General features: G+C 65.9%; 28 protein-coding genes and 1 tRNA gene. 13 read left to right on the top strand and 16 right to left on the bottom strand.

All coding sequences use genetic code 11. From position 1 onward, the window contains the following. Positions 1-209: 209 nt before the first annotated feature. The 7 genes from CO669_RS12905 to mnmA all read right to left on the bottom strand — a co-directional run bounded on the left by CO669_RS12905 (position 210) and on the right by mnmA (position 4,175). The gene (locus CO669_RS12905) at positions 210-497 is read right to left on the bottom strand and encodes a DUF2934 domain-containing protein (RefSeq protein ID WP_097660184.1); all 288 of its coding nucleotides are present in this window, start codon (positions 495-497) and stop codon (positions 210-212) included. 314 nt (positions 498-811) lie between these two features. Beyond that, positions 812-997 (bottom strand): hypothetical protein, encoded by a 186-nt coding sequence (locus CO669_RS12900; RefSeq protein ID WP_097660183.1) that lies wholly within the window; start codon positions 995-997, stop codon positions 812-814. Further along, on the bottom strand, positions 994-1,155 hold the full coding sequence (locus CO669_RS12895; protein ID WP_097660182.1) for a DUF2934 domain-containing protein: 162 nt from the start codon (positions 1,153-1,155) through the stop codon (positions 994-996). The genes CO669_RS12900 and CO669_RS12895 overlap by 4 nt, the downstream gene beginning before the upstream one ends. Positions 1,156-1,628: 473 nt before the next feature. Further along, a tRNA-Met gene (locus CO669_RS12890) sits at positions 1,629-1,705 on the bottom strand. Positions 1,706-1,931: 226 nt separating this feature from the next. Beyond that, positions 1,932-2,285, bottom strand: a complete 354-nt coding sequence (locus CO669_RS12885) for a hypothetical protein (RefSeq protein WP_097660181.1) — start codon at positions 2,283-2,285, stop codon at positions 1,932-1,934. 46 nt (positions 2,286-2,331) lie between these two features. Continuing rightward, positions 2,332-2,970 (bottom strand): class I SAM-dependent methyltransferase, encoded by a 639-nt coding sequence (locus CO669_RS12880; protein WP_097660180.1) that lies wholly within the window; start codon positions 2,968-2,970, stop codon positions 2,332-2,334. A gap of 23 nt (positions 2,971-2,993) precedes the next feature. Then, positions 2,994-4,175 carry a tRNA 2-thiouridine(34) synthase MnmA gene (gene mnmA / locus CO669_RS12875; RefSeq protein ID WP_097660179.1) on the bottom strand — a complete coding sequence of 394 codons (1,182 nt, stop codon included), beginning with the start codon at positions 4,173-4,175 and terminating at the stop codon, positions 2,994-2,996. 348 nt (positions 4,176-4,523) lie between these two features. On the opposite strand from mnmA, the gene CO669_RS12870 reads away from it, so the two are divergent. From CO669_RS12870 to CO669_RS12830, 9 genes are all read left to right on the top strand, one after another. Beyond that, positions 4,524-6,143, top strand: coding sequence for a flagellar hook-length control protein FliK (locus CO669_RS12870; protein ID WP_097660178.1), 1,620 nt, complete (start codon positions 4,524-4,526; stop codon positions 6,141-6,143). Positions 6,144-6,156: 13 nt separating this feature from the next. Further along, on the top strand, positions 6,157-6,861 hold the full coding sequence (locus CO669_RS12865; protein WP_097660177.1) for a flagellar hook assembly protein FlgD: 705 nt from the start codon (positions 6,157-6,159) through the stop codon (positions 6,859-6,861). Positions 6,862-7,241: 380 nt separating this feature from the next. Continuing rightward, positions 7,242-7,517: a CtrA inhibitor SciP gene (sciP, locus tag CO669_RS12860; protein ID WP_002714638.1), complete on the top strand. Its 276-nt coding sequence runs from the start codon at positions 7,242-7,244 to the stop codon at positions 7,515-7,517. Positions 7,518-7,700: 183 nt separating this feature from the next. Continuing rightward, a complete protein-coding gene (fliF, locus tag CO669_RS12855) occupies positions 7,701-9,314 on the top strand; it encodes a flagellar basal-body MS-ring/collar protein FliF (RefSeq protein WP_097660176.1) in 1,614 nt (537 codons plus the stop codon). 18 nt (positions 9,315-9,332) lie between these two features. Further along, positions 9,333-10,430: a flagellar motor switch protein FliG gene (fliG, locus tag CO669_RS12850; RefSeq protein WP_097660175.1), complete on the top strand. Its 1,098-nt coding sequence runs from the start codon at positions 9,333-9,335 to the stop codon at positions 10,428-10,430. Then, positions 10,430-11,053, top strand: coding sequence for a FliH/SctL family protein (locus CO669_RS12845; protein WP_097660174.1), 624 nt, complete (start codon positions 10,430-10,432; stop codon positions 11,051-11,053). The genes fliG and CO669_RS12845 overlap by 1 nt, the downstream gene beginning before the upstream one ends. A gap of 3 nt (positions 11,054-11,056) precedes the next feature. Further along, positions 11,057-11,407, top strand: coding sequence for a flagellar motor switch protein FliN (gene fliN / locus CO669_RS12840; RefSeq protein WP_097660173.1), 351 nt, complete (start codon positions 11,057-11,059; stop codon positions 11,405-11,407). Positions 11,408-11,460: 53 nt separating this feature from the next. Continuing rightward, positions 11,461-12,846 (top strand): sigma-54-dependent transcriptional regulator FlbD, encoded by a 1,386-nt coding sequence (gene flbD / locus CO669_RS12835; protein ID WP_097660172.1) that lies wholly within the window; start codon positions 11,461-11,463, stop codon positions 12,844-12,846. 308 nt (positions 12,847-13,154) lie between these two features. Then, positions 13,155-14,303, top strand: coding sequence for a M20 family metallopeptidase (locus tag CO669_RS12830; protein WP_097660171.1), 1,149 nt, complete (start codon positions 13,155-13,157; stop codon positions 14,301-14,303). Between the two features lie 123 nt (positions 14,304-14,426). Here the strand turns inward: CO669_RS12830 and CO669_RS35955 are convergent, their stop codons facing one another. From CO669_RS35955 to CO669_RS12795, 8 genes are all read right to left on the bottom strand, one after another. Beyond that, on the bottom strand, positions 14,427-14,582 hold the full coding sequence (locus tag CO669_RS35955; protein ID WP_198963985.1) for a hypothetical protein: 156 nt from the start codon (positions 14,580-14,582) through the stop codon (positions 14,427-14,429). Positions 14,583-14,679: 97 nt separating this feature from the next. Then, a complete protein-coding gene (locus CO669_RS12825) occupies positions 14,680-15,261 on the bottom strand; it encodes a flavin reductase family protein (protein ID WP_097660170.1) in 582 nt (193 codons plus the stop codon). 33 nt (positions 15,262-15,294) lie between these two features. After that, complete coding sequence (locus CO669_RS12820) at positions 15,295-16,128, bottom strand: ATP-binding cassette domain-containing protein (RefSeq protein WP_097660169.1); 834 nt, start codon at positions 16,126-16,128, stop codon at positions 15,295-15,297. 21 nt (positions 16,129-16,149) lie between these two features. Further along, a complete protein-coding gene (ssuC, locus tag CO669_RS12815) occupies positions 16,150-16,956 on the bottom strand; it encodes an aliphatic sulfonate ABC transporter permease SsuC (RefSeq protein WP_097660168.1) in 807 nt (268 codons plus the stop codon). Further along, positions 16,953-18,119 (bottom strand): FMNH2-dependent alkanesulfonate monooxygenase, encoded by a 1,167-nt coding sequence (gene ssuD / locus CO669_RS12810; protein ID WP_097660167.1) that lies wholly within the window; start codon positions 18,117-18,119, stop codon positions 16,953-16,955. The genes ssuC and ssuD overlap by 4 nt, the downstream gene beginning before the upstream one ends. Before the next feature lie 20 nt (positions 18,120-18,139). Then, positions 18,140-19,093 carry a sulfonate ABC transporter substrate-binding protein gene (locus tag CO669_RS12805; protein ID WP_097660166.1) on the bottom strand — a complete coding sequence of 318 codons (954 nt, stop codon included), beginning with the start codon at positions 19,091-19,093 and terminating at the stop codon, positions 18,140-18,142. Between the two features lie 38 nt (positions 19,094-19,131). Continuing rightward, the gene (locus CO669_RS12800; RefSeq protein WP_097660165.1) at positions 19,132-20,082 is read right to left on the bottom strand and encodes a sulfonate ABC transporter substrate-binding protein; all 951 of its coding nucleotides are present in this window, start codon (positions 20,080-20,082) and stop codon (positions 19,132-19,134) included. Between the two features lie 533 nt (positions 20,083-20,615). Continuing rightward, the gene (locus tag CO669_RS12795; RefSeq protein ID WP_097660164.1) at positions 20,616-21,779 is read right to left on the bottom strand and encodes a cytochrome P450; all 1,164 of its coding nucleotides are present in this window, start codon (positions 21,777-21,779) and stop codon (positions 20,616-20,618) included. A gap of 261 nt (positions 21,780-22,040) precedes the next feature. Between CO669_RS12795 and CO669_RS12790 the strand changes: the two genes are divergently transcribed. After that, entirely contained in the window at positions 22,041-22,634 is a 594-nt protein-coding gene (locus CO669_RS12790; RefSeq protein WP_198963984.1) for a Rossmann-fold NAD(P)-binding domain-containing protein, read from the top strand. A gap of 92 nt (positions 22,635-22,726) precedes the next feature. Here the strand turns inward: CO669_RS12790 and CO669_RS12785 are convergent, their stop codons facing one another. Continuing rightward, the gene (locus CO669_RS12785) at positions 22,727-23,608 is read right to left on the bottom strand and encodes a L,D-transpeptidase (protein WP_097660163.1); all 882 of its coding nucleotides are present in this window, start codon (positions 23,606-23,608) and stop codon (positions 22,727-22,729) included. 181 nt (positions 23,609-23,789) lie between these two features. Here CO669_RS12785 and CO669_RS12780 point away from each other — a divergent pair, with 181 nt between their 5' ends. The 3 genes from CO669_RS12780 to CO669_RS12770 all read left to right on the top strand — a co-directional run bounded on the left by CO669_RS12780 (position 23,790) and on the right by CO669_RS12770 (position 24,720). Then, entirely contained in the window at positions 23,790-24,137 is a 348-nt protein-coding gene (locus CO669_RS12780) for a response regulator (RefSeq protein WP_158228766.1), read from the top strand. 101 nt (positions 24,138-24,238) lie between these two features. Continuing rightward, positions 24,239-24,454 carry a hypothetical protein gene (locus tag CO669_RS12775; protein WP_245444298.1) on the top strand — a complete coding sequence of 72 codons (216 nt, stop codon included), beginning with the start codon at positions 24,239-24,241 and terminating at the stop codon, positions 24,452-24,454. A 17-nt stretch (positions 24,455-24,471) separates the two neighbouring features. After that, a complete protein-coding gene (locus CO669_RS12770) occupies positions 24,472-24,720 on the top strand; it encodes a hypothetical protein (RefSeq protein WP_143278663.1) in 249 nt (82 codons plus the stop codon). Positions 24,721-24,746: the final 26 nt, after the last annotated feature.

Here is a 24,746-nt window from a genome sequence, read left to right as displayed (position 1 = left end):
CAATTGTGCGCTGTGTGGTTCAGATCACAGCAGAATCGCGCACCCTCGCCTACAAACATCCTGCATGGCCGCAAACAAGGTAACGGCGGTACGCGTGAGGCTGCGGCGACGATCGACAGCTCCGGACTTGTCGAGGCCGCCTGGGTGAAGAGCCCGGCGGCTTTCTTCTTGCGAAGGTCCGGAGCCGACCTCCTCCATCGCGCCGCCGGCTATCGCTTCGTGGGCACATCGGCCCCCTTGCGCTGCTCCCACTCTTGCTCCAGTTGCCGCTCCGCCTCCAGCCAGAACTCCAGCTCGCGATCCGCAGGCCGGCCGGCTTGCTCCCAGAGCTCATAGGCGCGGTCGCGGACCTGGCCGCGGCGCATCATGCGGCGGAGCTTTCGTTTCAGCTCCTCGGCAAAGCTGCGGAAGCGATGGCCGGTGGGTTCGTCCTGGACGAGCGCGGCCGCCCGCGTGGCGAGTTCGATCTGGTGCTCGATCTTCTTCTGTTCGTCCACCGCTGATGCTGCCGTGGGAAAGTGTTGTTGTCAGAGCCCGTCTTGGTCAGACAGTGAATGCCTTGCCCGGATGGTCTGTTCCTCGGCAACGGCGCGCGCCGCGCGTCGGATGGGTAGAGCGAAGCGAAACCCATCGAGTCTGGACGACGCAGGCGCATCATGGGTTTCGCAAGGGCTTAACCCATCCGACGCACCACCACATCGAGCCGACGTCGCCAAAGCATGATCCGGACACGTGCGAAGCGGTTTTCCGGAGAGATCATGCGCAAGCAACAAGCTAAGGCGCGATGACGGTTCATCCAGATCGCATCGCTTTAGTGCCAGGTCGTATCGGCCTCGACGATCACCGCTCTGACCTCCGGATCCTCTGTCGTGTTGCAGGTGCAGGGCATGCCCTCGCCGCAGCGGCAGCCGCCGCGCTTTTCGCGCCAGGCCTGGTGCGGATGGTTCTCGCAGACCCATCCGAGACCCCGGCAGAATGGGCAGGCCTTGTCGGTCACAGCGTGTCCGGCGTGCGCAGCGTGTCCGACTTGTCCTCGTTGCGCAGCTCCTGCTCGGCGGCGTGCCAGAATTCGTCCTCGCGGCCGGCGGGCTTGCCCGCCTGTGCCCACAGATGATGCGCGCGCTCTCTGATGTCCTGATCGGTCGGGTCGGGCAATTGCGTCTCCTCTTGAAAAGCACGGCCCACCCTGGGGGGGCATGGGGGCTTGGAGGCGGGCCGTGCAGGCCAGCAATCGGCGGCGACTCTGGCCCGCGGATTCAAGCGTCGATCATGCCTGGGAGTTCCTAGTCGCGCGTGCACCCGGCGACGAGACTCCATCAATTGCTGGAGACCGGGAAGACCATGGTGTCGAGAACGGGACAGCGCCGACGCCCTGAACGGGGACGAGCGCGAGCATGAGAGTCATGCACTGACGATCGGATGCGTGGAATTCCCGCGAGAGCTCGCTTGCCGACGGACGCCTGAGCGTCGGCAGGCCGTGCCACTCCGGCACCGCTCCGGCTCTGGCCAATGCCAATCGTGCCGCCATCACCGGGATCACAACGCCGCATCCCATGTCGCGAAAGACAGGGCACGAAGCAGGTCGTGCAACACCGCGTGGAGACCGGACATGCGAGGCGCGGGAAAATTGGTAGCGGGAGAGGGACTCGAACCCCCGACCCCAGGATTATGATTCCCGTGCTCTAACCAGCTGAGCTACCCCGCCACAGGGTCGCGAACGGCGAACGGCCGATCTCGCGAACGCGCGGCATATAAAGAAGGGGGCGGCGGGAAGTCAAGCTAAGGAGGCCGCGATCAGCCGGGTGAATTCAGACCGGAATCGCTCGGTTTCGCGCCCCAGATTCGCAGAAAGTCCCCCTCACCCGAAAGCCGCCTTCATCTAGGCGGCGGCGGGACAAGGGCCGGGAGCGGCGACGAAGGCGAAAAAGTCGCTACTTCGGCCTCACATTGGGGTCGCCGCCGGGGCTGCCGGGCGGCGGGATCACCGGGGTGTTGCCGCCGGCGTCGGGGGCCGGGGCGTGCATCTCGGGGTCGACGCCGGTCGGCGGGCAGAGCACGCCGTCGGATTTCGCCAGCTTGTCACCGAGCGGTTCCCGGGACTGGCCGGTGGTGGTGCCGTCGGCCTGCCGGTTGGGCCGGTCCTGCGGCATGCAATTCGCGGCATGTTGCGGGGATGGCGGCGCGGTCGCTTGCGGCGGCGTCGCCGGGGCGGGCGGGGCCTGCGCGATCGCGCTGCCTGAAGCGGCGATCAGGAGGCCCGCAAGAATGAGGTTTGTCGTGCGCATGGAAGGGGAACGCGCGCGCGGCGCCCCCTGTTCCCGCGTCACATCATCACGATTTGCGGTAGCGGATCAGCGAAAAGTGCCCCATCGGCGGCATCGGGCGGCGCTCGGTGAGCGTGATGCCGCCGTGTTTGGCCGCCCAGTTGACGAGGCGGGCCCAGGGGAATTCCGGGCGCCAGCCGAGGCGGCGGGCGATCGGTGCGAAGCCGAGCTCGAACAGTTTTCGCGGACCGCTCTCGGCGCCGATGTGGTTGACCAGGATCAGCTCGCCGCCGGGCTTGAGCACGCGCACGAACTCGTCGAGCGTGCCTTCGGGATCGGGCACGGCGGTGATGACGTATTGCGCCACCACCGCGTCGAAGAAGTTTTCGGGGAAGGCGAGGTTCTTCGCGTCCATCACCGAGAGCACCTCGACGTTGGAGAGGCGAAGCGCGCGCACGCGCTGTTGCGCCTTGCGCAGCATCGGCTCGGAAATGTCGACGCCGCAGATCTTCGTGGTGCGCGAATAATCGGAGAGCGACAGGCCGGTGCCGACGCCGACGTCGAGAATGCGCCCGCCGATGCGGTCGGCCTCCGCGATGGTCGATTGCCGGCCGGCGTCGAACACCTTGCCGAACACGAGATCGTAGACCGGTGCCCAGCGGCCATAGGCCTTCTCGACCCCGGCCCGCGAGATGTCTGCTGCCATGCCCCCTGCCCCAGCTTTTTTTCTTAGCCGCGCACCGCTTCCACCAGCGGCCTCGCTGCGTTGCTCGCGACCTTGGCCGCGGCGCTCTGGATGAAACCACCGCCGAGCACGCGCGCCTGCCCCGAAGGCGCATCGTAGAACACGCAGGCCTGGCCGGGCGAGACGCCCTCCTCGCCGGCGACCAGCTCGACCTCGTAATGGCCGTCGCTGCCGCGCAGCCACGCCGGCTGCGGCGCGCGTGTCGAACGCACGCGCACGAACAGTTCGAGGCCGGCGCCGATGGCGCGGTCGATGTCGCCGTCGCCGATCCAGTTGACGTCGCGAAGTGCGATGCGGTGCATCTTCAGGGCGTCGCGCGGGCCGACGACGACGCGGCGGGTCGCTGCCTCCAGCCGCACCACGAACAGCGGCGCGTGAGCTGCGATGCCGAGGCCGCGGCGCTGGCCGACGGTGAAATTGGCAATGCCGTTGTGCCGGCCGAGCACGCGCCCCTCGAGATCGACGATGTCGCCGGGGTCCATCGCGTTCGGACGCAGGCGGGTGATGATGTCGGTGTAGCGGCCGGTCGGCACGAAGCAGATGTCCTGGCTGTCGTGCTTGTCGGCGACGGACAGGCCAAAGCGGCGCGCGAGCTCGCGCGTCTCGGGCTTGGTCATGTCGCCGAGCGGAAAGCGCAGGAAGTCGAGCTGCTCCTGCGTGGTGGCGAACAGGAAATAGCTCTGGTCGCGATCGGCGTCGGCCGCGCAGACCAGCGCGCGCGAGCCGTCCTCGCGGCGGCGCGAGGCGACGTAATGGCCGGTGGCGAGCGCCTGCGCCCCGAGCTCGCGCGCGGTCTTCAGGAGGTCGCGGAATTTTACCGAGCGGTTGCACTCGATGCAGGGCACCGGCGTTTCACCAAGCGCATAAGAGTCGGCGAAATTGTCGATGACGGATTCGCGGAAGCGATCCTCGTAGTCGAGCACGTAATGGGGAATGCCGAGCTTGGCGGCAACGTCGCGGGCGTCGTGGATGTCCTGGCCGGCGCAGCAGGCGCCCTTGCGATGGGTCGCCGCGCCGTGGTCGTAGAGCTGCAGCGTGATGCCGACGACGTCGTAGCCTTCCGCCTTCAGAAGCGCAGCCGTCGTCGAGGAATCGACGCCGCCCGACATGGCGACGACGACCCTGGTGTCCTCAGGACGGCCTTCGAGATCCAGACTGTTGAGCATGGGCCTTAAGGGGTTGTGACGACGGCGTGCGGCGATCCGCGATTTCATGCTTCTGGCGGGACGTCGTCGGTCCCCGGGAACTTTAGTTCCCGCAAGGCACGACTGCCCGGTCGAAAGCGGCTGAGAGTAACCTCTTTAATATAGGCGGCATTCCGGTGAAGCAATCACGGGGCGGCCAGCTTAGGGCAATTCTTGCCGGGGAGGCAGAAATGGCGGGGTTGCGGCGGGCCCCTCGGGGTCGACCACGAATCATCAACATATTGATTTTACTATAAAAAATGACAAAGAGCGGCACTGGCCCGCTCCTTGCTCCCCTTGATGCCGAAGTTTGTTTCCAAGGGGTCGCCTGTGGTCAGTCGTACGTCAGATGTCGTGGCCAGCGTGCAAGTCGCGAGCACGCAGCAAAAGCCTGCCCGGTCGCAGAGCAGCAAGGACGCGCAGCAAGCGCCCGACTCCTTCGGATCGCTGGTCGACAGCAACACCCAGGCCATCAGCAGCACCAATGCCGCCGCCCAGGACGGCGCGCCGCGGCGGAGCGATTCGTCCTCTGCCGACAAGGGCCCGCGCGACACCTCATCCACGGATCAACCCCCGCAGAGCAAGGCAAGCGACGACACCGACACGTCCGCCCCCGCCAGGGACGACAAGGCGAGCGACACCGCCACCGATCCGGCCAAGGATACCGGCAAGGACAAGCTCAAGGCCAAGGACAAGTCCGAGACGCCGGACGCCAAATCGGCTGACGCGTCCGACGAAACCAAGGGCGACAAGGCCGAGGCCACCGATGGGCTTGCCGCCGCCGTCGATACCGCGGCAACCGTGCCGGCCGATGCGGCGCAGGCCGCCGTGCCCGATCCGAACGCCATCGTCGTTGCCGCACCGGTCGTCCCGACCGATGCGAACGCCGCGACGAACCAGGCCGCCACCACCTCACCGCTGACGATTGCTGCCGCCGGCATCGCCGCCAGCGCCTCGACCGCGGCGCAGATCGCGGGCCCCAAGACCGACACCGCCACGCCGGGCGACAAGAGCGCCAAGACCGCCGGCGCCAAGGTCGACGCCGACACTTCGACGACGCTGGGCGATGCCGCCACCGGCGCGGCCGATGCGACCGACACCAAGCCGAATGCCGGACTGATCCCCGCCAGCCAGGGTACGCCGAAGACCTCGTTCCAGGCCGTCGCCACCGCGCAAGGCCAGTCCGACGTCTCCAATATCGGCCAGGACACCGGCAAGACGAACGCCGCCACCGCGCAGGCGCCGGGCGCTGCGACCGCCAATCCCGCCGCGCATCCGCAAGTCGCCAAGCCGCAGGCAGACGGCGCGGCGACCGAGACCAAGCCAGGTGCGGCCGACCGCACCGCCGATGCGACCCAGGGCGCGCCCGCCACGCCCGCTCATGCAGGCACGCAAGGTCTGGTCGCCCCGAGCGACACCAGCGCCCAGGCCGCTTCGGCCGTGCAGGCGCCGCTGACCAACACCACCTCGACCGCGTCCGCATCGACCGCGACGCTGACCGCGACCGCGGCCGCCAACACCGCCGTGCCTGTCGCCGGCATCCCGATCGAGATCGCGGCTGCGATCCGCTCCGGCAAGTCCCGCTTCGACATCAGCCTCGATCCGGCCGAGCTCGGCCGCATCGACGTGCGCATCAACGTCGACCGCGCCGGCAACGTCACCTCGCATCTCACCGTGGAGAAGCCGGAGACGCTGCAGATGCTGCGCCAGGACGCGCCGCAATTGCAGCGCGCGCTCGACGACGCCGGCCTCAAGACCGGCAGCAACGGATTGTCGTTCAGCCTGCGCGACCAGAATTCGTCGGGCCAGAATTCAGGCCAGAACAACGACAATGGCGGCAATGCCCGCCGGCTGATCATCAGCGAGGACGACAGCGTTCCCGCCGCGCCCGCGGGACGCAGCTACGGCCGCATGCTCGGTTCGAGCAGCGGCGTCGACATCAGAGTGTGAGGAGTATTCGACCATGACCACCACGAATGCCGCCACCGCGCCCTCCGTCGTCTCCGGGACGACCGACCTGCCGAAATCCTCTTCGTCGAACTCGCTGAGCTCGACCACGGGATCGACGCTCGCCGGCAACTTCCAGACCTTCCTGACGCTGCTGACCACGCAGCTGCAGAACCAGAACCCGCTGGATCCGCTCGACACCAACCAGTTCACCCAGCAGCTGGTGCAGTTCGCCGGCGTCGAGCAGCAGCTCAAGACCAACGATGCGCTGTCCCAGCTCGTCACCCTGCAGCAGACCACGCAGGCGACCCAGGCGCTGGGCTTCGTCGGCAAGACCGCCCTGGTCGACGGCTCGACCGCGACCATGAAGAACTCCTCGGCCACCTGGCATCTCAACGTGCCCTCGGATGCCACCGTCGACATCACCGTCGCCAATGCCAGCGGCCAGACCGTGTTCACCGGCAAATACACCGCCGGCGCGGGTACCGACGTTCCCTTCACCTGGAACGGCCAGGGCAATGACGGCACGCAATGGCCCGACGGCAAGTACACGATCTCGGCAACGGGCAAGGACGTCGCCAACAACAATGTCGGCATCGCCGCGCAGGTGCAGGGCACCGTGTCGTCCGTCGACCTGACCCAGTCGCCGCCGCTGCTCACCATCGACGGCGCCAGCTATACGCTCAGCCAGGTCAAGAGCATCATCGCGACCAGCAATTAAGGGCGGGCCGCACTCGCCACGCATTCAGTGTCATCCCCGCGAAGGCGGGGATCCATAACCACAGAAAGAAATTTGGCGAAGACTCGTCGTTAAGAAATCCTGGTACTGCGACCCGCGTCTCATCGAGAGATCACCCGGTATGGGTCCCTGCCTTCGCAGGGACGACTGCTGAGAGAGCCCTTCAGGGCTCCATTCGTTAGTAAAGTATTTAAGAAGACCCGCTCGACCGGCCCGAACACCCCGTTCCGCCGGCCGAGACGGCAGCGCTTGAGTCATTTTCAACGAGAATTGTATTGAAGCCTTAGGCTTAGCGGATTTTTAAGCCGCCGGGCGTAGGGTTACGGGCGTGAGTTCAGTGGTTGAGAGTTTGTGAGTACGCCATGACAGAACCCCATCGCCCGAGGGTAAAATACGTCATCGGGCCGGACGGCAGTCCGTTGACGATCGCGGACCTGCCAGCACCCGGCACCAAACGCTGGGTCATCCGCCGCAAGGCCGAAGTCGTCGCCGCTGTCCGTGGTGGACTTCTCTCGCTTGAGGAGGCCTGCAGCCGTTATACCCTGACGGTCGACGAATTCCTCTCCTGGCAGTTTTCCATCGACCAGCATGGTCTGGCGGGTCTTCGCACCACCCGCATTCAGCAATATCGCCAGTAAGCGATCCGGAAATCTGCGGCTTTTGACGAAAATCGGCCTCGCCCCGCGAGGCCGATTTTTTTCATGCTGGCTACTTTTGTACGACCTCTTAACCTTCGTTAACCATATCGAAACCATCACCTAGGCAATAATTGCCCAGTCGGCCTTTCCGGTGAAAGCGGCCGAATCTGTTGGGGCGGTTGCTTGCAAGGTCTTGCGGACTTTTTGAAGAGTATCGGAGCCGCCCGGTTCGGGGCGATGATCGCGGTCACCGCCGCGCTCATCGGCTTTTTCGCGTTCGTCATCATGCGCGTCACCACGCCGCAGATGACGACGCTGTTCACCGACCTTAGCGTCGAAGATTCCTCAAGTATTATCAAGGACCTGGAGCGCCAGGGCATCCAGTTCGAGATCCGCAATGAGGGCAGCATCATCATGGTGCCCAAGGACAAGGTCACGCGCCTGCGGATGAAGCTCGCCGAGGGTGGCCTGCCCAAGGGCGGCGGCGTCGGCTACGAGGTGTTCGACAAGTCGGATGCGCTCGGCACCACCTCTTTCGTCCAGAACATCAATCACCTGCGCGCCCTCGAGGGTGAGCTCGCCCGCACCATCCGGGCCATCGACCGGATCCAGGCCGCCCGCGTCCATCTGGTGCTGCCCGAGCGCCCGCTGTTTGCGCGTGAGGCGCCCGAGCCCTCGGCCTCGATCGTGGTCCGCGTCCGCGGCTCGCTGGAAGCCCAGCAGATCCGCGCCATTCGCCATCTCGTCGCCTCCGCCGTCAACGGCCTGAAGCCGCAGCGGGTCTCGATCGTCGACGAGGCCGGTTCGCTGCTCGCCGACGGCGCTGCGACCGATCCGGAGCAGGCGGTCGGCGACGAGCGCCGTATCTCCTTCGAGAAGCGGATGCGCAAGCAGGTCGAGGACATCGTCTCCTCCGTGGTCGGATCGGGGCGCGCCCGCGTCCAGCTCTCCGCCGATTTCGACTTCAACAAGGTCACCCAGACCTCGGACAAGTTCGATCCCGAAGGCCGCGTGCTGCGCTCGAGCCAGACCCGCGAAGAGCAGAGCATGACCGCCGACAACAACGGCCAGGTCACGGTCAACAACGAGCTGCCCGGCAACCAGCAGAACAACGGCGTCGCGGCCAAGGACCAGAGCAAGAAGAGCGAGGAGACCAACAATTACGAGATCTCCCGCACCACCAAGACCGAGGTGACCGAGGCCGGCCGGGTCAACCGCATCTCGGTCGCGGTGCTGGTCGACGGCATCTACACCAAGAACGACAAGGGTGAGCTGGCCTACACCGACCGCACCAAGGAGCAGCTCGACCGCATCGCCACCCTGGTGCGCTCGGCCATCGGCTTCGACCAGAAGCGCGGCGACCAGGTCGAGGTCGTCAATCTGCGCTTTGCCGATGCCCCCTCCACCACCCCGATCGCGGAGCCCTCGGGCTTCCTCGGCATGCTCCAGTTCACCAAGGACGACGTCATGTACTTCGTCGAGCTCGGCGTGATGATGCTGCTGGGCCTCGTCGTGCTGTTCCTGGTGATCCGCCCGCTGGTCAAGCGCATCCTGGCCTCCGACGAGGTTGCCGCCGCCATCTCCGGCGTCCTCGCCGGTCCCGCCGCCTCGGACGAGGCGGCGCCGGCCAGCGGCCAGCCGCTGCTGCCGAGCGGCGCGGCGAGCGCGATCGACGTCGCCACCATCCAGGGCCAGGTCCACGCCCAATCCGTTCATCGCGTCGGCGAGCTCGCCGAGCGCAATCCCAACGAAACCGTCGCCATCGTCCGCCAATGGCTGAGCGAATCCGCAAAGTAATACGAGAAGTGAACTGACATGGCCGCCGCATTGCAAAACGCCAACAGCAACGACATCACCAGCGTGATCTCCACGCTCGGTCAGCGTGCCAACACAAGGGCAAAGGACGGCAAGCCGGCCGAACAATTGTCCGGACCGAAGCGCGCCGCGATCCTGATGCTCGCGCTCGGCGAGCAATATGGCGGCAAGATCTGGGGCCTGCTCGACGACGAAGAAGTGCGCCAGCTCTCGCTGGAGATGTCGACGCTCGGCACCGTCGAGGTCGACACGGTCGAGGACATGCTGCTCGAATTCGTCTCGCGCATGTCGGCCTCCGGCGCGCTGATGGGCAATTTCGACGCCACCGAGCGCCTGCTGCAGCAATACCTGCCGCCGGAGCGCGTCAACGGCATCATGGACGAGATCCGCGGCCCTGCCGGCCGCAACATGTGGGAGAAGCTCTCCAACGTGCAGGAAGAGGTCCTCGCGAACTACCTCAAGAACGAATATCCGCAAACCATCGCGGTGGTGCTGTCGAAGCTGAAGCCGGAGCATGCCGCGCGCGTGCTCGGCATCTTCCCCGAGGACCTCGCGCTCGACGTCGTCAACCGCATGCTGAAGATGGAAGCGGTTCAGAAGGAGGTGATCGAGAGCGTGGAGAAGACGCTGCGCACCGAATTCATGTCCAATCTGTCCCAGACCCGCCGCCGCGACGCCCACGAGGTAATGGCTGAAATCTTCAACAATTTCGACCGCCAGACCGAAACCCGCTTCATCACCTCGCTGGAAGAGGACAATCGTGAATCCGCCGAGCGCATCAAGGCGCTGATGTTCACCTTCGACGACCTCGTCAAGCTCGATTCCGGATCGGCTCAGACCCTGATGCGCAACGTCGACAAGGACAAGCTCGGCGTCGCGCTCAAGAGCGCCAACGAGGACGTCCGCAACTTCTTCTTCGGCAACATGTCCTCGCGCGCGGCCAAGATGCTGCAGGACGACATGGCGGCGATGGGCCCGGTGCGGCTGCGCGACGTCGACGAGGCCCAGGCACTGCTGGTCAACCTCGCAAAAGACCTCGCCGCCAAGGGCGAGATCATGCTGACCAAGAACCGCGCCGACGACGAGCTGGTGTATTGATGGGCGCTCCCGCCAAATTCCTGTTCGACACCGACTTCGCGGCACCCGAGCGGTCGCCGCGCGAGAAGGCTGCGACGGCCGCCGAGATCGCGCAGAAGGTCGCGGAAGCCGAGGCGCGCGCCTATCAGGAGGGCTTTGCTGCCGGCCAGCACGAGGCCAAGGCCGAGAGCGACCGCCGCGTCGCGCTCGCCATGGAGGAGATCAACATCGGCATCCGCGGTGTCGCAGGCGGCATCGGCAACATCGAGACCCGGATGGAGACCGAAGCGGTCGAGGTCGCGATCGCGGTGGCGCGCAAATTGTGCGCCGATCTGGTCGCCGCCGAGCCGCTCGGCGAGATCATGGCGCTGGTGAAGGACTGCTTCTCGCACCTGGTCGCGACGCCGCATCTCGTCGTCCGCATCAACGATGCGCTCTACGACAGCGCGCGCGAGAAGATCGAGCGGCTCGCGAAGCAGAGCGGCTTCGAGGGCCGGCTGGTGATCCTCGCCGAGCCTGAAATTGTCACCGGCGACTGCCGGATCGAATGGGCCGATGGCGGGGTCGTGCTGGAGCGCGGCGCCATCGCGGCCAAGATCGACGAAATGGTCGGACGCTACATCGCGTCCCGGAGGGGGAGCTAAGCCATGAGCGACACCGACGGACAGGTCCCGTTGCCCGATCTCAACGGCCCGTTGCCGCCCACCGGCACCGACGTCGGCTACAACGAGGACGAATACGCGGCGCGTGCCGCCGCCGACCTCGAGGCGGTGTTCGACGTGCCGGTGCAGGTCTCGGCGGTGCTCGGCCGCTCCAAGATGGACGTCAGCGAGTTGTTGAAGCTCGGACCCGGCACCGTGCTCGAGCTCGACCGGCGCGTCGGCGAGGCCATCGACATCTACGTCAACAACAAGCTGGTCGCCCGCGGCGAAGTCGTCCTGGTCGAGGACAAGCTCGGCGTGACCATGACCGAAATCATCAAGGCCGAACGCAGCTAGCGACATTGCAGGGATAACGCGCGGCAGCGCGACCAGACGGACAGGAGACTGACATGCGGCTTCTCATCGTTGGCACATTGAAGGGCCAGCTCACCACCGCCACCAAGATCGCGATGGACAACGGCGCGACCGTGACTCATGCCGAGGATCACGAGCAGGCGATGCGCGTCCTGCGCGGCGGCAAGGGCGCCGACCTCCTGCTGGTCGACGTCGCCCTCGACATCCGCGACCTCGTGATGCGGCTCGAAGCCGAACACATCCACGCCCCGATCGTCGCCTGCGGCATCACCAACGACGCCCGCGCCGCGGTTGCGGCGATCCATGCCGGCGCCAAGGAATACATCCCGCTGCCGCCCGATCCCGAGCTGATCGCCGCGGTCCTGGCGGCTGTCGCCAACGATTCCCGCGAGCTGGTCTATCGCGACGAAGCCATGGCCAGGGTGATCAAGCTGGCGCAGCAGATCGCGGGCTCCGACGCCTCGGTGATGATCACCGGCGAATCCGGCACCGGCAAGGAAGTGCTGGCGCGCTACGTCCACACCCGCTCGGGCCGCGCCAAGCGACCCTTCATCTCGATCAACTGCGCCGCGATCCCCGAGCATCTCCTGGAGTCCGAGCTGTTCGGCCACGAGAAGGGCGCCTTCACCGGCGCGATCGCGCGCCGCATCGGCAAGTTCGAGGAGGCCACCGGCGGCACGCTGCTGCTCGACGAAATCTCGGAGATGGACGTCCGCCTGCAATCGAAATTGCTGCGCGCCATCCAGGAGCGCGTGATCGACCGCGTCGGCGGCACCAAGCCGGTGCCGGTGGATATCCGCATCATCGCGACCTCGAACCGCAACCTGGCCGAAGCCGTGCGCGAAGGCACGTTCCGCGAGGACCTGCTGTTCCGCCTCAACGTGGTCAACCTCAAGATCCCGCCGCTGCGCGAGCGTCCCCTCGACATCCTCGAGCTCGCCCAGCACTTCGTGAAGAAGTACGCCGAAGCCAACGGCGTGCCGGTGCGCCCGATCTCGGCGGAAGCGCGCCGCGTGCTGTCGGTCAACCGCTGGCAGGGCAACGTCCGCGAGCTCGAAAACACCATGCACCGCTCCGTGCTGATGGCGCAGGGCGACGAGATCGGACCCGACGCGATCCTGACCCCGGACGGCGACCGCCTCGACCTCGCCAAGACCCCGCCGGCCGTGGCGCACGCCACCATGGCCGCCGAGCAGGTGACACGCGCGCTGGTGGGACGCACCGTCGCGGACGTCGAACGCGACCTGATCCTGGAAACGCTGAAGCACTGCCTCGGCAACCGGACCCATGCCGCCAACATCCTGGGGATCTCGATCCGCACGCTGCGCAACAAGCTCAACGAATATTCCGACGGCGGCATCCCGATCACCCCGGCGGGCACGCCGGGCGAATATCCGCGGATGCCGATGATGGGGGCGTAAGACCGCGCTTACGTGATTGAGAATGCGAATGCCCGGGCTGGTCCCGGGCATTTTTCTTTGAGCAAGACAACATCGACGCCACACCCTGGGTGTCGTCCCCGCGAACGCGGGGACCCATAACCACAGGGAGTAGTTTGGCGAAGACTCGTCGTTCGGTACTCCTATCACCTTCAGTCGATAGATTCCGCGGTATGGGTCCCCGCGTTCGCGGGGACGACAGCGGCGGACATGGCCGCACCGCATCCGGCGACTAGGTCCCGTCGGCACGACGCCCTATAACCCCGCATGAAAACCACGCGAGGAACCACATGTCTGAAGCTCAAATCACGGACTGGCTGGCGACGCAGCGGCAGGCGATGATCGATCTGCTCCGCGACGTCGTGAACATCGATTCCGGCTCCTACGACAAGGCAGGCGTCGATGCGGTCGGTGCGCGGTTCGAGCGGCATTTTGCCGAGCACGGCATTCCGTGCCGCCGCGAGGCCAACGCCACCTTCGGCGATGCGATCCATGCCGACGTGGCAAAGCCCGGCAGCAATGAAAAGCCGGTGCTGTTGATGGGGCATCGCGACACCGTGTTCGGCAAGGGCGAAGCCGGGCGTCGTCCCTTCACCATCAAGGACGGGCGCGCTTACGGGCCTGGCGTCGCGGACATGAAGTCCGGCGTCGTGATGAACATCTTCGTCGCGACCGCCTTCCACAAATTCGGCGGCAACCCGCATCCGATCAAGCTCTTGATCACCTCGGACGAGGAGATCGGCTCGCCCTCCTCCCGGCCCGTGATCGAGCGCGAAGGCCGATCCGCCCGCGCCGTGTTCAACTCCGAGCCGGGCCGCCCGACCGGCAACGTCGTGACCGGACGCAAGGGCGGCATCTTCATGCACATGACCATCACCGGCAAGGCCGCGCATTCCGGCGCGAATTTCGCCGCGGGCGTCAGCGCGATCGGCGAGCTCGCGCACAAGATCGTGCAGATCCACGCGCTGACCGATCTCGACAAGGGTATCACGCTCAATGTCGGCCTGGTCTCGGGCGGCCAGTCCGTCAACACCACGGCGCCCTCGGCCGAGGGGCAGATCGACCTGCGCTATGTCGATCCGGCGGATCGCGCGCGGGTGATGGACGCGATCGAGACGATCGTCGCAACGTCTTACGTGCCGGGCACGAGTGCGACGCTGACGATCAAGGGCGAGTTCGTGCCGGTGGTGCAGAGCGCGGAATCCAAGGCACTGTTCGAGGGCTATCAGGCGGCCGCACGGCAGGTCGGCCTCACCACGCTGCAGGGCGAGTTCTCCGGCGGCTGCGCCGATTCGGGCTTCACCGCCGCGGTCGGCACGCCGACCATCTGTGGCCTCGGCCCGGTCGGCGGCCTCGCGCACACGCCGGAGGAATATCTCGAGATCGACAGCATCGTGCCGCGCGCGCAGGCGCTGGCGTTGGCGATTTTAAGGGGGTAGCGCCACGCGCCCGGTGCCGTAGGGTGGGCAAAGGCGCACTTGCGCCGTGCCCACGATTTGCCTGCGTTGGATGGCAGTCGTGGGCACGCTTCGCTTTGCCCACCCTAAGAGATCTCGCGAGTTCTAAGAATAACTCGGCGCGTCGGGCTTGCGGAAAATGTGAATGGGGTCGCCCGGCACGATCGGCTCGCCGCGGAAGGTCGCATAGGCAAACAGCGCCAGATACGCGATCGCCAGCGCGCCGATGGCATAGAAGGCCCAGGTCGCGACGCGCTTCATTGGTCCGCTCCATGGCTGCCCCGGATGGGAAGCTCTGGGCGCTTCTAGAGCGGAGCCCGAGAAAAGGCCAGCCCGGGCGGCCCGCGACCTGCGGCGATCAAACGCCGCGGCGGACGCGCGTGGGAACGCTGACGTCGGCGAGCGTGGCGGCGTCTTCGTCCCGGTCGACCGCCACATACTGGCCGTGCCAATAGGCCAGCGCGGCATTACGGGCCGAATTCCTGACGGACCTGACACGGCCGATGACGATGCCATGCGAATGGCGCTCGACGATCTCCTCGACCTCGCAATCGACCGCGGACAACGCGCCGACCAGCAGCGGAACGCCCGAGACCGCCGTCACCCACTGGCTGCCCGGAAAACGATCGGCGCCCTTCAGCCCGCCCTTGCCGGCGAAGCGTTCGGCGACGTCGAGCTGGTCGGCCGTGAGCATGTTCACCCCGAAGGCGCCATAGCGCCGGATCAAGGGGAAGGACGAGGCATCGCGATTGATGCTGACCAGCAGCGTCGGCGGCTCGACCGACAGCGAGGTCACCGAGGTGACCGTCATGCCGGTGATGTCCTTGCCCCGCCCGGCGGTGATGATGCTGACGCCGCCGGTGAGATGACGCATGGCGCCGCGAAAATCGGCGGACGAGACGGGGATTTCAGTCATGAGATCGCGGGGCACTACATTCATGGCACGGCTCCCCGAAGCGGGGTCCCCCTCTATTTAGGTACGATCTTCCGCCGACAAAAGGTGGCTCAAAATTGAGGCTTCGAGGCTTGCCAATTCGGCAGAGCCGCGTTCGCGGGGACGGCCGGCGTTAACCACGACGTCATGGGCGATCCGGCCCTCGTCGATCACCAGCACTCGATCGGCCAGCGCGACGGCTTCAGTGACGTCGTGGGTCACCAGGATCGCGGTAAAGCCCTGATCGCGCCAGACCCGCTCCAGCAGGCGTTGCATCGAGATGCGGGTCAGCGCATCCAGCGCGCCGAGCGGCTCGTCGAAGGCGAGCACGCGCGGACGCGAGACCAGCGCGCGGGCAAGCGCGACGCGCTGCTTCTGGCCGCCCGACAGCACCGACGGCCATTGGTGGCGCTTGTCGGTCAGGCCGACCTCGGTCAGCGCTTTCGCCGCGCGCGTATCGGCATCGGCGGATGCGCGATCGCGGCCGAGGCCGACCTCGACGTTCGAGAGCACGCGAGCCCAAGGCAGCAGGCGCGGCTCCTGGAACATCACGCGGATATCCTCGGGCTGGGTGTCCTGGCCGAAACTGATGCTGCCGGCGTCGATCTTGTCGAGGCCCGCAATCAGGCGCAGCAGCGTGCTCTTGCCGCAGCCGCTCTTGCCGACGATGGCGACGAACTGGCCGGCGGGGATGTGCAGGTCGATGCCGCGCAGCACCTCGTTGTCGCCGAAGGATTTGCGCAGGCCGCGGATGCTGAGCGGCAGGCCCGCCTCGACGGGCCGTTGCTCCCGCACCACGCGGGCGTGGGGCGCGAAATTGGCACGGCTGGCAAGCTCGGTTTCGGGAAGGGAGGTACGAAGCGCTGTCTGCATGTGATTCCCAGTATGTCCTGCTTAACGTTTCTGGAAGGCGGGGTGCCAGGAGAGCGTCAAGCGCTCCAGCACGCGGGAGGCGCTGTCGGCGAGCTTGCCGAGCAGGGCGTAGATCAGGATCGAGAGCACGACGACGTCGATCAGCATGAACTCGCGCGCCTGCATCGCCATGTAGCCAAGGCCGGAGGACGCCGCGATGGTCTCGGCGACGATCAGGGTCAGCCACATGATGCCGAGCGCGAAGCGGATGCCGACGAAGATCGAGGGCAGCGCGCCCGGGAAGATCACCCGGCGGAACAATTCGCCGTCTGTCATGCCGTAGATGCGGCCCATCTCGATCAGCTGTGGATCGACGGTGCGGATGCCGTGCAGCGTGTTGAGATAGATCGGGAAGAACACGCCGAGCGCAACCAGGAACAGCTTGGCGCTCTCGTCGATGCCGAACCAGAGGATGACGAGCGGGATCAGCGCCAGATGCGGCACGTTGCGCACCATCTGCAGCGTGGTGTCGGTGAGCTTCGCCGAGAGTTGCGACAGGCCGTTGGCCAGCCCGAACGCGAAGCCGATGCTGCCGCCGATCAGAAAGCCGATCGAGGCGCGCCAGAACGAGACCCAGATGTTGCGGACGAGCTCGCCCGAGAGCAGCAGCTTCCATCCCGCGAGCACGACGTCGCTCGGGGCCGGCAGCACCCGCGTCGGCACGAAGCCGGTGACGCTCGCGACCTGCCAGATCGCGATGATGGCGAGCGGCACGATCCACTGGATCAGGCCGTCAATGCGCGGCAGGCGGACGCCGCGCGGAAGTGAGATGCTGTCGATCAGGCTCATGACTGCGACACCCGGTGCTGCGGACGGAAATCGCTGCCGACCGTCTCGCCGAAGGGACCGCCGTTGAAGTGCAGCCGGGTCACGTTGGAAGGCTGCTCCAGCGAGAGCAGCGGGAACACCAGCTCGGCGAAGCGATAGGCTTCCTCCAGATGCGGATAGCCCGACATGATGAAGGTATCGATGCCGATGTCCTGATACTCCCTGATGCGGGCCGCCACCGTCTGGGCGTCGCCGACCAGCGCCGTGCCGGCGCCGCCGCGCACGAGGCCGACCCCGGCCCACAGGTTCGGGGCGATCTCGAGCTTGTCGCGCTTGCCGCCATGGAGCTGCGCCATGCGCTGCTGGCCGACCGAGTCCATCCGCGCAAAATTCTTCTGCGCCTTGGCGATGGTGTCGTCGTCGACATGCCTGATCAGATCATCGGCAGCGCGCCATGCTTCTTCGTTGGTCTCGCGAACGATGACATGGAGGCGGATGCCGAAGGAGAGCTTGCGGCCGCGGGCACTGGCGACCTCCCTCACCTTCGCGATCTTCTCGGCGACCAGCGCCGGCGGCTCGCCCCAGGTCAGGTACTTGTCGACGGTGTCGACCGCGACGTCGATGCCGGCGTCCGACGAGCCGCCGAAATAGAGCGGCGGGCGCGGTGCCTGCACCGGCGGAAACAGCAGCTTGCCGTCCTCGATGTGGATGTGCTTGCCCTCGACATTGACGGTCTTGCCGGCGAGCAGGTCGCTATAGACGTTGAGGAACTCGCGGGTGACCTCGTAGCGCTCGTCGTGACCGAGGAAGATGCCGTCGCCCTTGTTCTCGACGGGATCGCCGCCGGTGACGACATTGACGAGCAGCCGGCCATTGCTGACGCGGTCGAGCGTCGCAGTCATGCGCGCGGCAACGCTTGGCGATTGCAGGCCGGGGCGAACGGCGACGAGATAGCGCAGACGCTCGGTGAAGGGCGCGACGCTGGAGGCGACGATCCAGGAATCCTCGCAGGACCGCCCCGTCGGCAGCAGCACACCGAAATAGCCGAGCTGATCGGCGGCCTGCGCGATCTGGCGAAGATAGTTGAAGTTGACCTCGCGGCCGCCGATGCCGGTGCCGAGATAGCGGCCGTCGCCGTGGGTCGGCAGGAACCAGAGAATGTTGGCGTTGGGTTGCTTGCTCATGATTGTGCTCACGATCCTGATCAGCTGCCGGATTTCCGAGCGACGTCGGAGATCCTGATGGATTTGGGAATCAGGCCCAGCGCGAAGAACGCATCGGCCACTTGCTGCTGGTCGGCGATCACGGCATCGGTGATCGGCTTGATGCCGTAGGACTGCCGCTTCAGGGCGACCTCGACGACCGGGACGGACAGGCCGATCGCGGGCGCGAGCTGCTCGGCGACGGCGTGGATGTCGCCCTTGGCCCAGTCGTCGACCGCGCTGAGCTCGGCGAGCACGGCGTCGACGATCTTCGGATCGGTTTCGAGGAATTTTTTCGAAGCGAAGTAGAACTGGTAGTTGGCGACAATGCCGGTGCCGTCGGCGAGGGTGCGCGCGCCGGTGGCGGCTTCCGCGGCGGCCTGGAACGGATCCCAGATCACCCAGGCATCGACCGCGCCGCGCTCGAAGGCGGCGCGGGCATCGGCCGGCGCGAGAAAGACCGGCTCGATCTCGGAATACTTGACCCCCGCCTTCTCCAGCGCCTTCACCAGGAGATAGTGGACGTTGGAGCCCTTGTTGAGCGCGACCTTCTTGCCCTTGAGGTCAGTGACGGATTTCAGCGGGCTATTCTTCGGCACCAGGATCGCCTCGCCCTTCGGCGCCGGCGGCTCGTAGGCAACGTACTGGATCGGCGCACCGGCGGCCTGCGCGAAGATCGGCGGGGCTTCGCCGGTGTTGCCGAAATCGATCGCGCCGACATTGAGCGCTTCGAGCAGCGGCGGGCCGGAGGGGAATTCGGTCCACGCCACCTTGTAGCCGAGGGCCGCAAGCTTCGGCTCCAGCGTGCCCTTGCTCTTGAGCAGCACCAGCTTGCCGTATTTCTGGTAGCCGATGCGGACCACCTTGTCCTGGCCGTAGGAGGTGCCGACCGCGGCGGCGACGATGCCGATCGACAGCATGACGGCCGCGATCAGACGCTGGATAATACGTCTCATGTTCGAACCCTTGTGCGTGGGGTGAGAGGTCGGCACGGTCAGGCTGCCGGGTTGCGCCAGACGATGTCGCGGATCTGGATCGGCTTCGGGATCAGGCCGAGCTTGTAGAAGCGATCGGCGACGCCCTGCTGGGTCGTGACGATCTCATCGGTGACGGGGCCGACGACGAAGTTGGCGCGGTTGGCCGCGACGGTCTGGATGTCGAGCGGGACGCCGGTGATCGCGGCGAGCGATCTGGCGACCTCGTCGCGATGCTGCTCGGCCCATTGGCCCGCCGCCGTCGTGACGTCGACGATCTGCTGCAGGATCGCCCCATGGCTCTTCGCGAACTCGCGATTGGCGATGTAGAAGGAATTGGTCTTGGTGACCTCGCGCGCATTGATCAGGATCCGGCCGTTCTGCCTGGTCTCGCCGATCGCGAAGTAAGGGTCCCAGATCGCCCAGGCCTCGATGCTGCCATTGGCAAAGGCCGGGCCCGCATCCGGCGGCGTCAGATAGACCGGGGTGATGTCGGCGTAGGTGAGGCCCGCCTTCTCCAGCGTCTGCACCACGATGTTGTGGGCGCTGGACCCCTTGGTGAAGCCGATGCGCTTGCCCTTGAGGCCGGCGATGTCGCGGATCGGCGAGTCCTTGGGCACCAGGATGCCCTGGCCGTTGGTGATGGGCTGGCCGGCGGCATAGACGATCGCAGCTCCCGCAGCTTGCGCGAACACCGGCGGGGAATCGCCAACCGCGCCGAAATCGACGCTGCCGACGTTCATCGCCTCCATCATCGGAGGCCCCGAGGAGAACTCGATCCATTTCACGTCGATGCCCTGCGACGTGAAATGTTTTTCCAACACGGCCTGCTGGCGCGCGATCACCAGCACGCCGGTCTTCTGGTAGCCGATACGAATTTCCTTCACCGCGCCTTGCGCGAGCGCGGGCGCAGCAATCGCTGCAGCAGCCGCAGTTCCGATCGACAGCTTGAGAAAATCACGACGCTGCATTCCACACTCCCGACCGCGTGCGGCCGTTGCTCATTCACATGGGGTGAATGATGGTGCGGGTTGTCGGAGGTGTCGAGACGTCCGGAAAAATAGCGATGACGGCACTGCGCGCGCGGCCGTGCGCATGATTAATCTTTCAATTGCGCACGATGATGCAGACGGATTCTTTTCGCACGCGAATGTGAGGGCCGCACGTCTCCCGCGGCGCATCAAGACGCCGGACCTCAAAATGTCGAAAACAACCCCATGCACAGTAGCCGGCGATAACGGGATCAATGACTTAGGCGGCAGGCGATTTGCGCCGCAGGCAAGATCATTTGCAGCGTCGGGCAAAACAGGAGCATGTTGGCATGATCGCGGAACGAGGTTGTGATGTGAAGGTCCGCTCCATGCCCTCCGCTGTCATTCCCTGCGCAGGCGGGGAATCCGGTATTCCAGAGACGCCAGTCCGTCACACGGCGGCCGCGGCGTACTGGATCGCCCGCCTTCGCGGGCGATGACACCGATCTTGTGGCTAGCATGCGTGCCACAAGCTAATGCCACCGCACCGGCAGATTCTGCAGGCCGCGAAACGCCCAGCCGCCGATCCGCACCTGCTCGTCCTCGGCGATCTCCAGCCGCTTGGCGCGCGCGAACACGGTCGGCAGCGCCACGTCGGCGATCATGGCGCGAGAGGCGAAGGCGCCGGCGCAGAAATGCGGGCCGGCACCGAACGCGACGCTCTTGGTGACGTCGCGGCGCACGTCGAATTCGTCGGCGCGATCGAAATGCTTCTCGTCGCGATTGGCGGAGCCGAACATCAGGAACACACGCTCGTCGGTTTCGAACGAGACGTCGCGGATGCTCCAGGGCTTTGCGATGCGTCGCGGCGACATCCCGATCGGCGAGATCCAGCGGGCGTATTCCTCGAAGGCCTGCAGCCAGGACACCTCCCCGCGCCTGACGAGGTCGAGTTGCTCGGGATGGGTCAGGAGCGCCCACACCGTGCCGGCGATCGCCTTGCGCGGCTCGTTCTGGCCGCCGGAGATCGCGAGCTTGACGTTGGCGCGCACGCTCTCCATCGCCATGCCGGAGGCGAGCAGCACGCCCAAAATGCTCTGGTCGGGATTCCTGCGCATCACCGGTAGGATGTCGTCGATCGCGGCATCGATGCCCGATGTCGCAGCGTGGCAGCGCGCCTCGACAGCGGGATCGCCGGCGTAATTGGCGATGCCTTCGATCATGCCTTGCGACCATGCGTCCATGTCCTCGAAGCCGATATTGGTGAGGCCGGTGATCGACTTCAGGCACTCGCCGGAAAACGGCAGCGCGAAGTCGCGCATGAAGTCGATGCGCCCCGGCTCAACGGCATCGATGAGGCGATCCGCGTGGGCCTGGAACTGCGCGGTCCAATGCGCCTTCACCGTCTTCGGCGACACCGTCGGGAACATCGCGCGACGCTCGACCTGGTGCGCCTCGCCGTCCTTGCGCATCATGTTGTGGCCCATCAGCCGGTTCATCAGGCCCGCGGGCTGGTGCGAGGAGAACACGTCGATCTGCTTCTCGGAGATCGAGATGTCGTCGCGGCTGGTCAGCAGCGTCGAGCCGAGCTGCGGCACGAAGGCGATCGGCGCCTCCCTCCGCATCCTGGCGAGCATCGGATAGGGATCGGCCCAGAACGCGGCCGGGTCGATGTCGATGCGCGGCGCGGTGCTCAAGACGGTCTCCCTGTTTTCGTATGCTTCAGGGCAGACTAGCGAACTCCGCAGGCCGCGTCTGTCCCCAGCGATAGGGACAAGACGGCAGGCAAGCCTCCGCGCTCGCGACCTCGATACGTGCCAGCGTGGAGATCGTCGCCCCGCAGGCTTCAAATTTGCCGTGACGACCGGTTCCTATACAATCGGCCTCGCAAATCCAACACAGGATGGTCATGACCACATTGCTCATCATAGGCGCGACGGGGCTGGTTGGCGGCCGCGATGACGTTCGCTCTCAGCGACCCTCGCGTCACGCGCATCGTCGCGCCGACACGACGCGCGATGCCGCCCGTGGAGCGGGTCACCAATCCCCGGCTTGATGAACTGATCGCCGGTGCCGGCGGTGAGGAATGGCGAGCCGATGGCGCAATCTGCGCGCTCGGAACGACGCGGGCGGCGGCAGGATCGGCGGCGGCCTTTCGCGCGGTCGACTACGAGCTGGTGCTGCTGATCGCGCGGCGTCTGCGCGAAGCCGGGGTCGGTCGGTTCGCGCTGGTGTCGTCCCTGGGCGCCGACCCGCGATCGCTGTTTCTCTACACACGCACGAAGGGCGAGGTCGAGGAGGCGATCGCGGCGCTCGCCTTCCCGTCCCTGACGATCCTGCGGCCGGGCTTCCTGGATGGCGAGCGGGCCGAAAGCAGGCCGGTGCAGCGAACCGTGCGGAACGTCCTGGGCTTCGTATCTCCCCTGTTGCCGCCAGTTGCGCGTATCAGCTCGGTGACAAACGTGGCTCGACAGCTGATCGAGGCGGCTGTTGCCGGCGAACCAGGAACGCACGTCATTGGAGCCGGGCGACTGGCTGGGGGCGGCAGCTGACACAGCCGGTCCCGGCTCTCCTGGCAGCGCGTGCTGGACGATGCGGCGTGGGCGCTCTGCTGCCCCTGCCTCCTGGAGCCCAATCCTTGGAGCTATCGGGCTTCGGCGACCTTCGGTCCGGGTGACAGCATCTGCGCGTTGGCGGCCGAGGCCCGGCTCGACGACGATGCCGGGTCCGGCGAACGCGATGCGGCGTCGGGCGCGCCCTGGGACGGTCGGCGGGACGCGGGGGCCGGAAGCACGATCACCTTCGCGCCGACCTTCACGCGTTCATAGAGGTCCGTGACGTCGTCATTGGTCAGCCGGATGCAGCCGGACGAAACCTTCTTCCCGATCGTCGCGGGGTTGTTGGTGCCGTGAATGCGATATTCGGTCTCGCCGAGATACATCGCGCGGGCGCCGAGCGGGTTGCCGGGGCCGCCCGCCATGAAGCGCGGCAGATAAGGCTGACGCCCGATCATCTCCGTCGGCGGATGCCAATCCGGCCATTCGGCCTTGCGGGCCACGGTCTGCTCGCCGGACCATGTGAAACCTTCGCGGCCGACACCGATGCCGTAGCGCATCGCCTGCCTGTCGTTCAGGACGAAATAGAGGAACGTGTTTCCGGTATCGATGATGACCGTGCCCGGCGCCTGGCGGCTGGCATAATCGACCACCTGCCGAACGAGGGCGCCGGGCGCATCAGCGTCGGCTTTCGGCGGTTCGGCGAGAGGCGCCGGGGCCGGCGCCGGAATCGGGGCTGCAGCCGGGGCCGGAGCCACCATCGCGGCATGAACCGGAGGCGCCACGTAGACCGGCGTCGACGATGCCTTGGCCTCCTGCGCGGGCTTCCGGACCGGTTGCACGCTCGCCGGGCGAGACAGCACTCCGTATCCCAGGGCGGCGACGGCCACGGCGCCAATCGCAACCCTCGCGGCCATCGGGATTGCGAGCGTCTCCGCCTTCCCACGTTTGGCCTTGGCGCGCTTAGCCATATCTTTCTCCGGAGGTCACTGTGCCTGAAGAGGTACTCAGCAAAATTTAAGAAACATCGAAGCAATGCCGCCCGGATTGGAACCGCCAGTGATGGTTAACGCTTTTGATCCTGATGCTTCACAATGTGCTCGACAGCGAGGCAGGCCCGGAGAAACAGGGCGGGCCAGCCGGGAGAACGATTTGCAAATTCTGGTCGTCGAAGACGAAGACCTGATCCGCGATGTGGTCGTGGACATATTGGAGGGCCACGGGCACGACGTTCTTCAGGCCGAGAGCGGAGAGCAGGCGCTGCAGCTTTGCGCCGAAGTCACTCCGGACCTCATCTTCACGGACGTCAAGCTGCCGGGACCGATTTCCGGGTGGGACGTCGCAATCAGATGCAGGCAGAATCATCCCGCCATTCCCGTCATCTACGCCACTGGATACACCCAAGCGGATCCGCGCCCGGTTTCAGGGAGCATCATGCTGCACAAGCCCTACCGCCTCGAGCGGCTCCTGGAATCCATCCGCACCTTGACGCGCCAGTGACGCGGCATCCGCCCGGCGAGCCTGGCCACAGGGACAGGCTCGCACGCCGCCGCCATGGCGCGCAGGTAAGGTTGACCGGTGAGGTTAATTCGAGCCGGCGTTTGTCCACCGAAGCTGCCCTCGCTAGCCTTGAGCCAGGCAAGGATGAGATGCTCGAGAGGACCGACCAGCACACGCTGTCGAAAGCGAAGCGCCGCGAGGCCAACGACTACGCCGTCGGGCTCGCGTTCCTCGGCGTTATCGGCATCGCCATGATCGCATGGATCGCCGCGATCGCATGGGTCGGTTGGCATTTGATCGAGTGGCTTTTTTTCTAGGTAGAGTGCAGCTTACCATGAGCGAATTCGCGGGACTTTCCGATCATTTCATCATGCGAATGCACGAGTTCATTCGTAACGAAGTGCAAGCCGACGCCTTGGCCGGCACGAGGTTGATCGGGCTACCCGCCAAACACCGCGCTGATCGTCTGTTCAGGGAAATCGAGCGTCGCGGGCTTGTCTGCAGGCCAATCGAATGGCCGGAGCATTTGGCTGATCCGTCACGCGAAGTGGCCGATTGGCCGCTTCGGACGACTGCAAATTGATTGCGTTCGGCAGCATTCACCAAGTG

This window comes from Bradyrhizobium sp. Y36, assembly GCF_002531575.1.
Lineage (GTDB): Bacteria > Pseudomonadota > Alphaproteobacteria > Rhizobiales > Xanthobacteraceae > Bradyrhizobium.
Note: the sequence above shows the minus strand (reverse complement) of the source record. Positions and strands in the feature narration are given on the sequence as shown.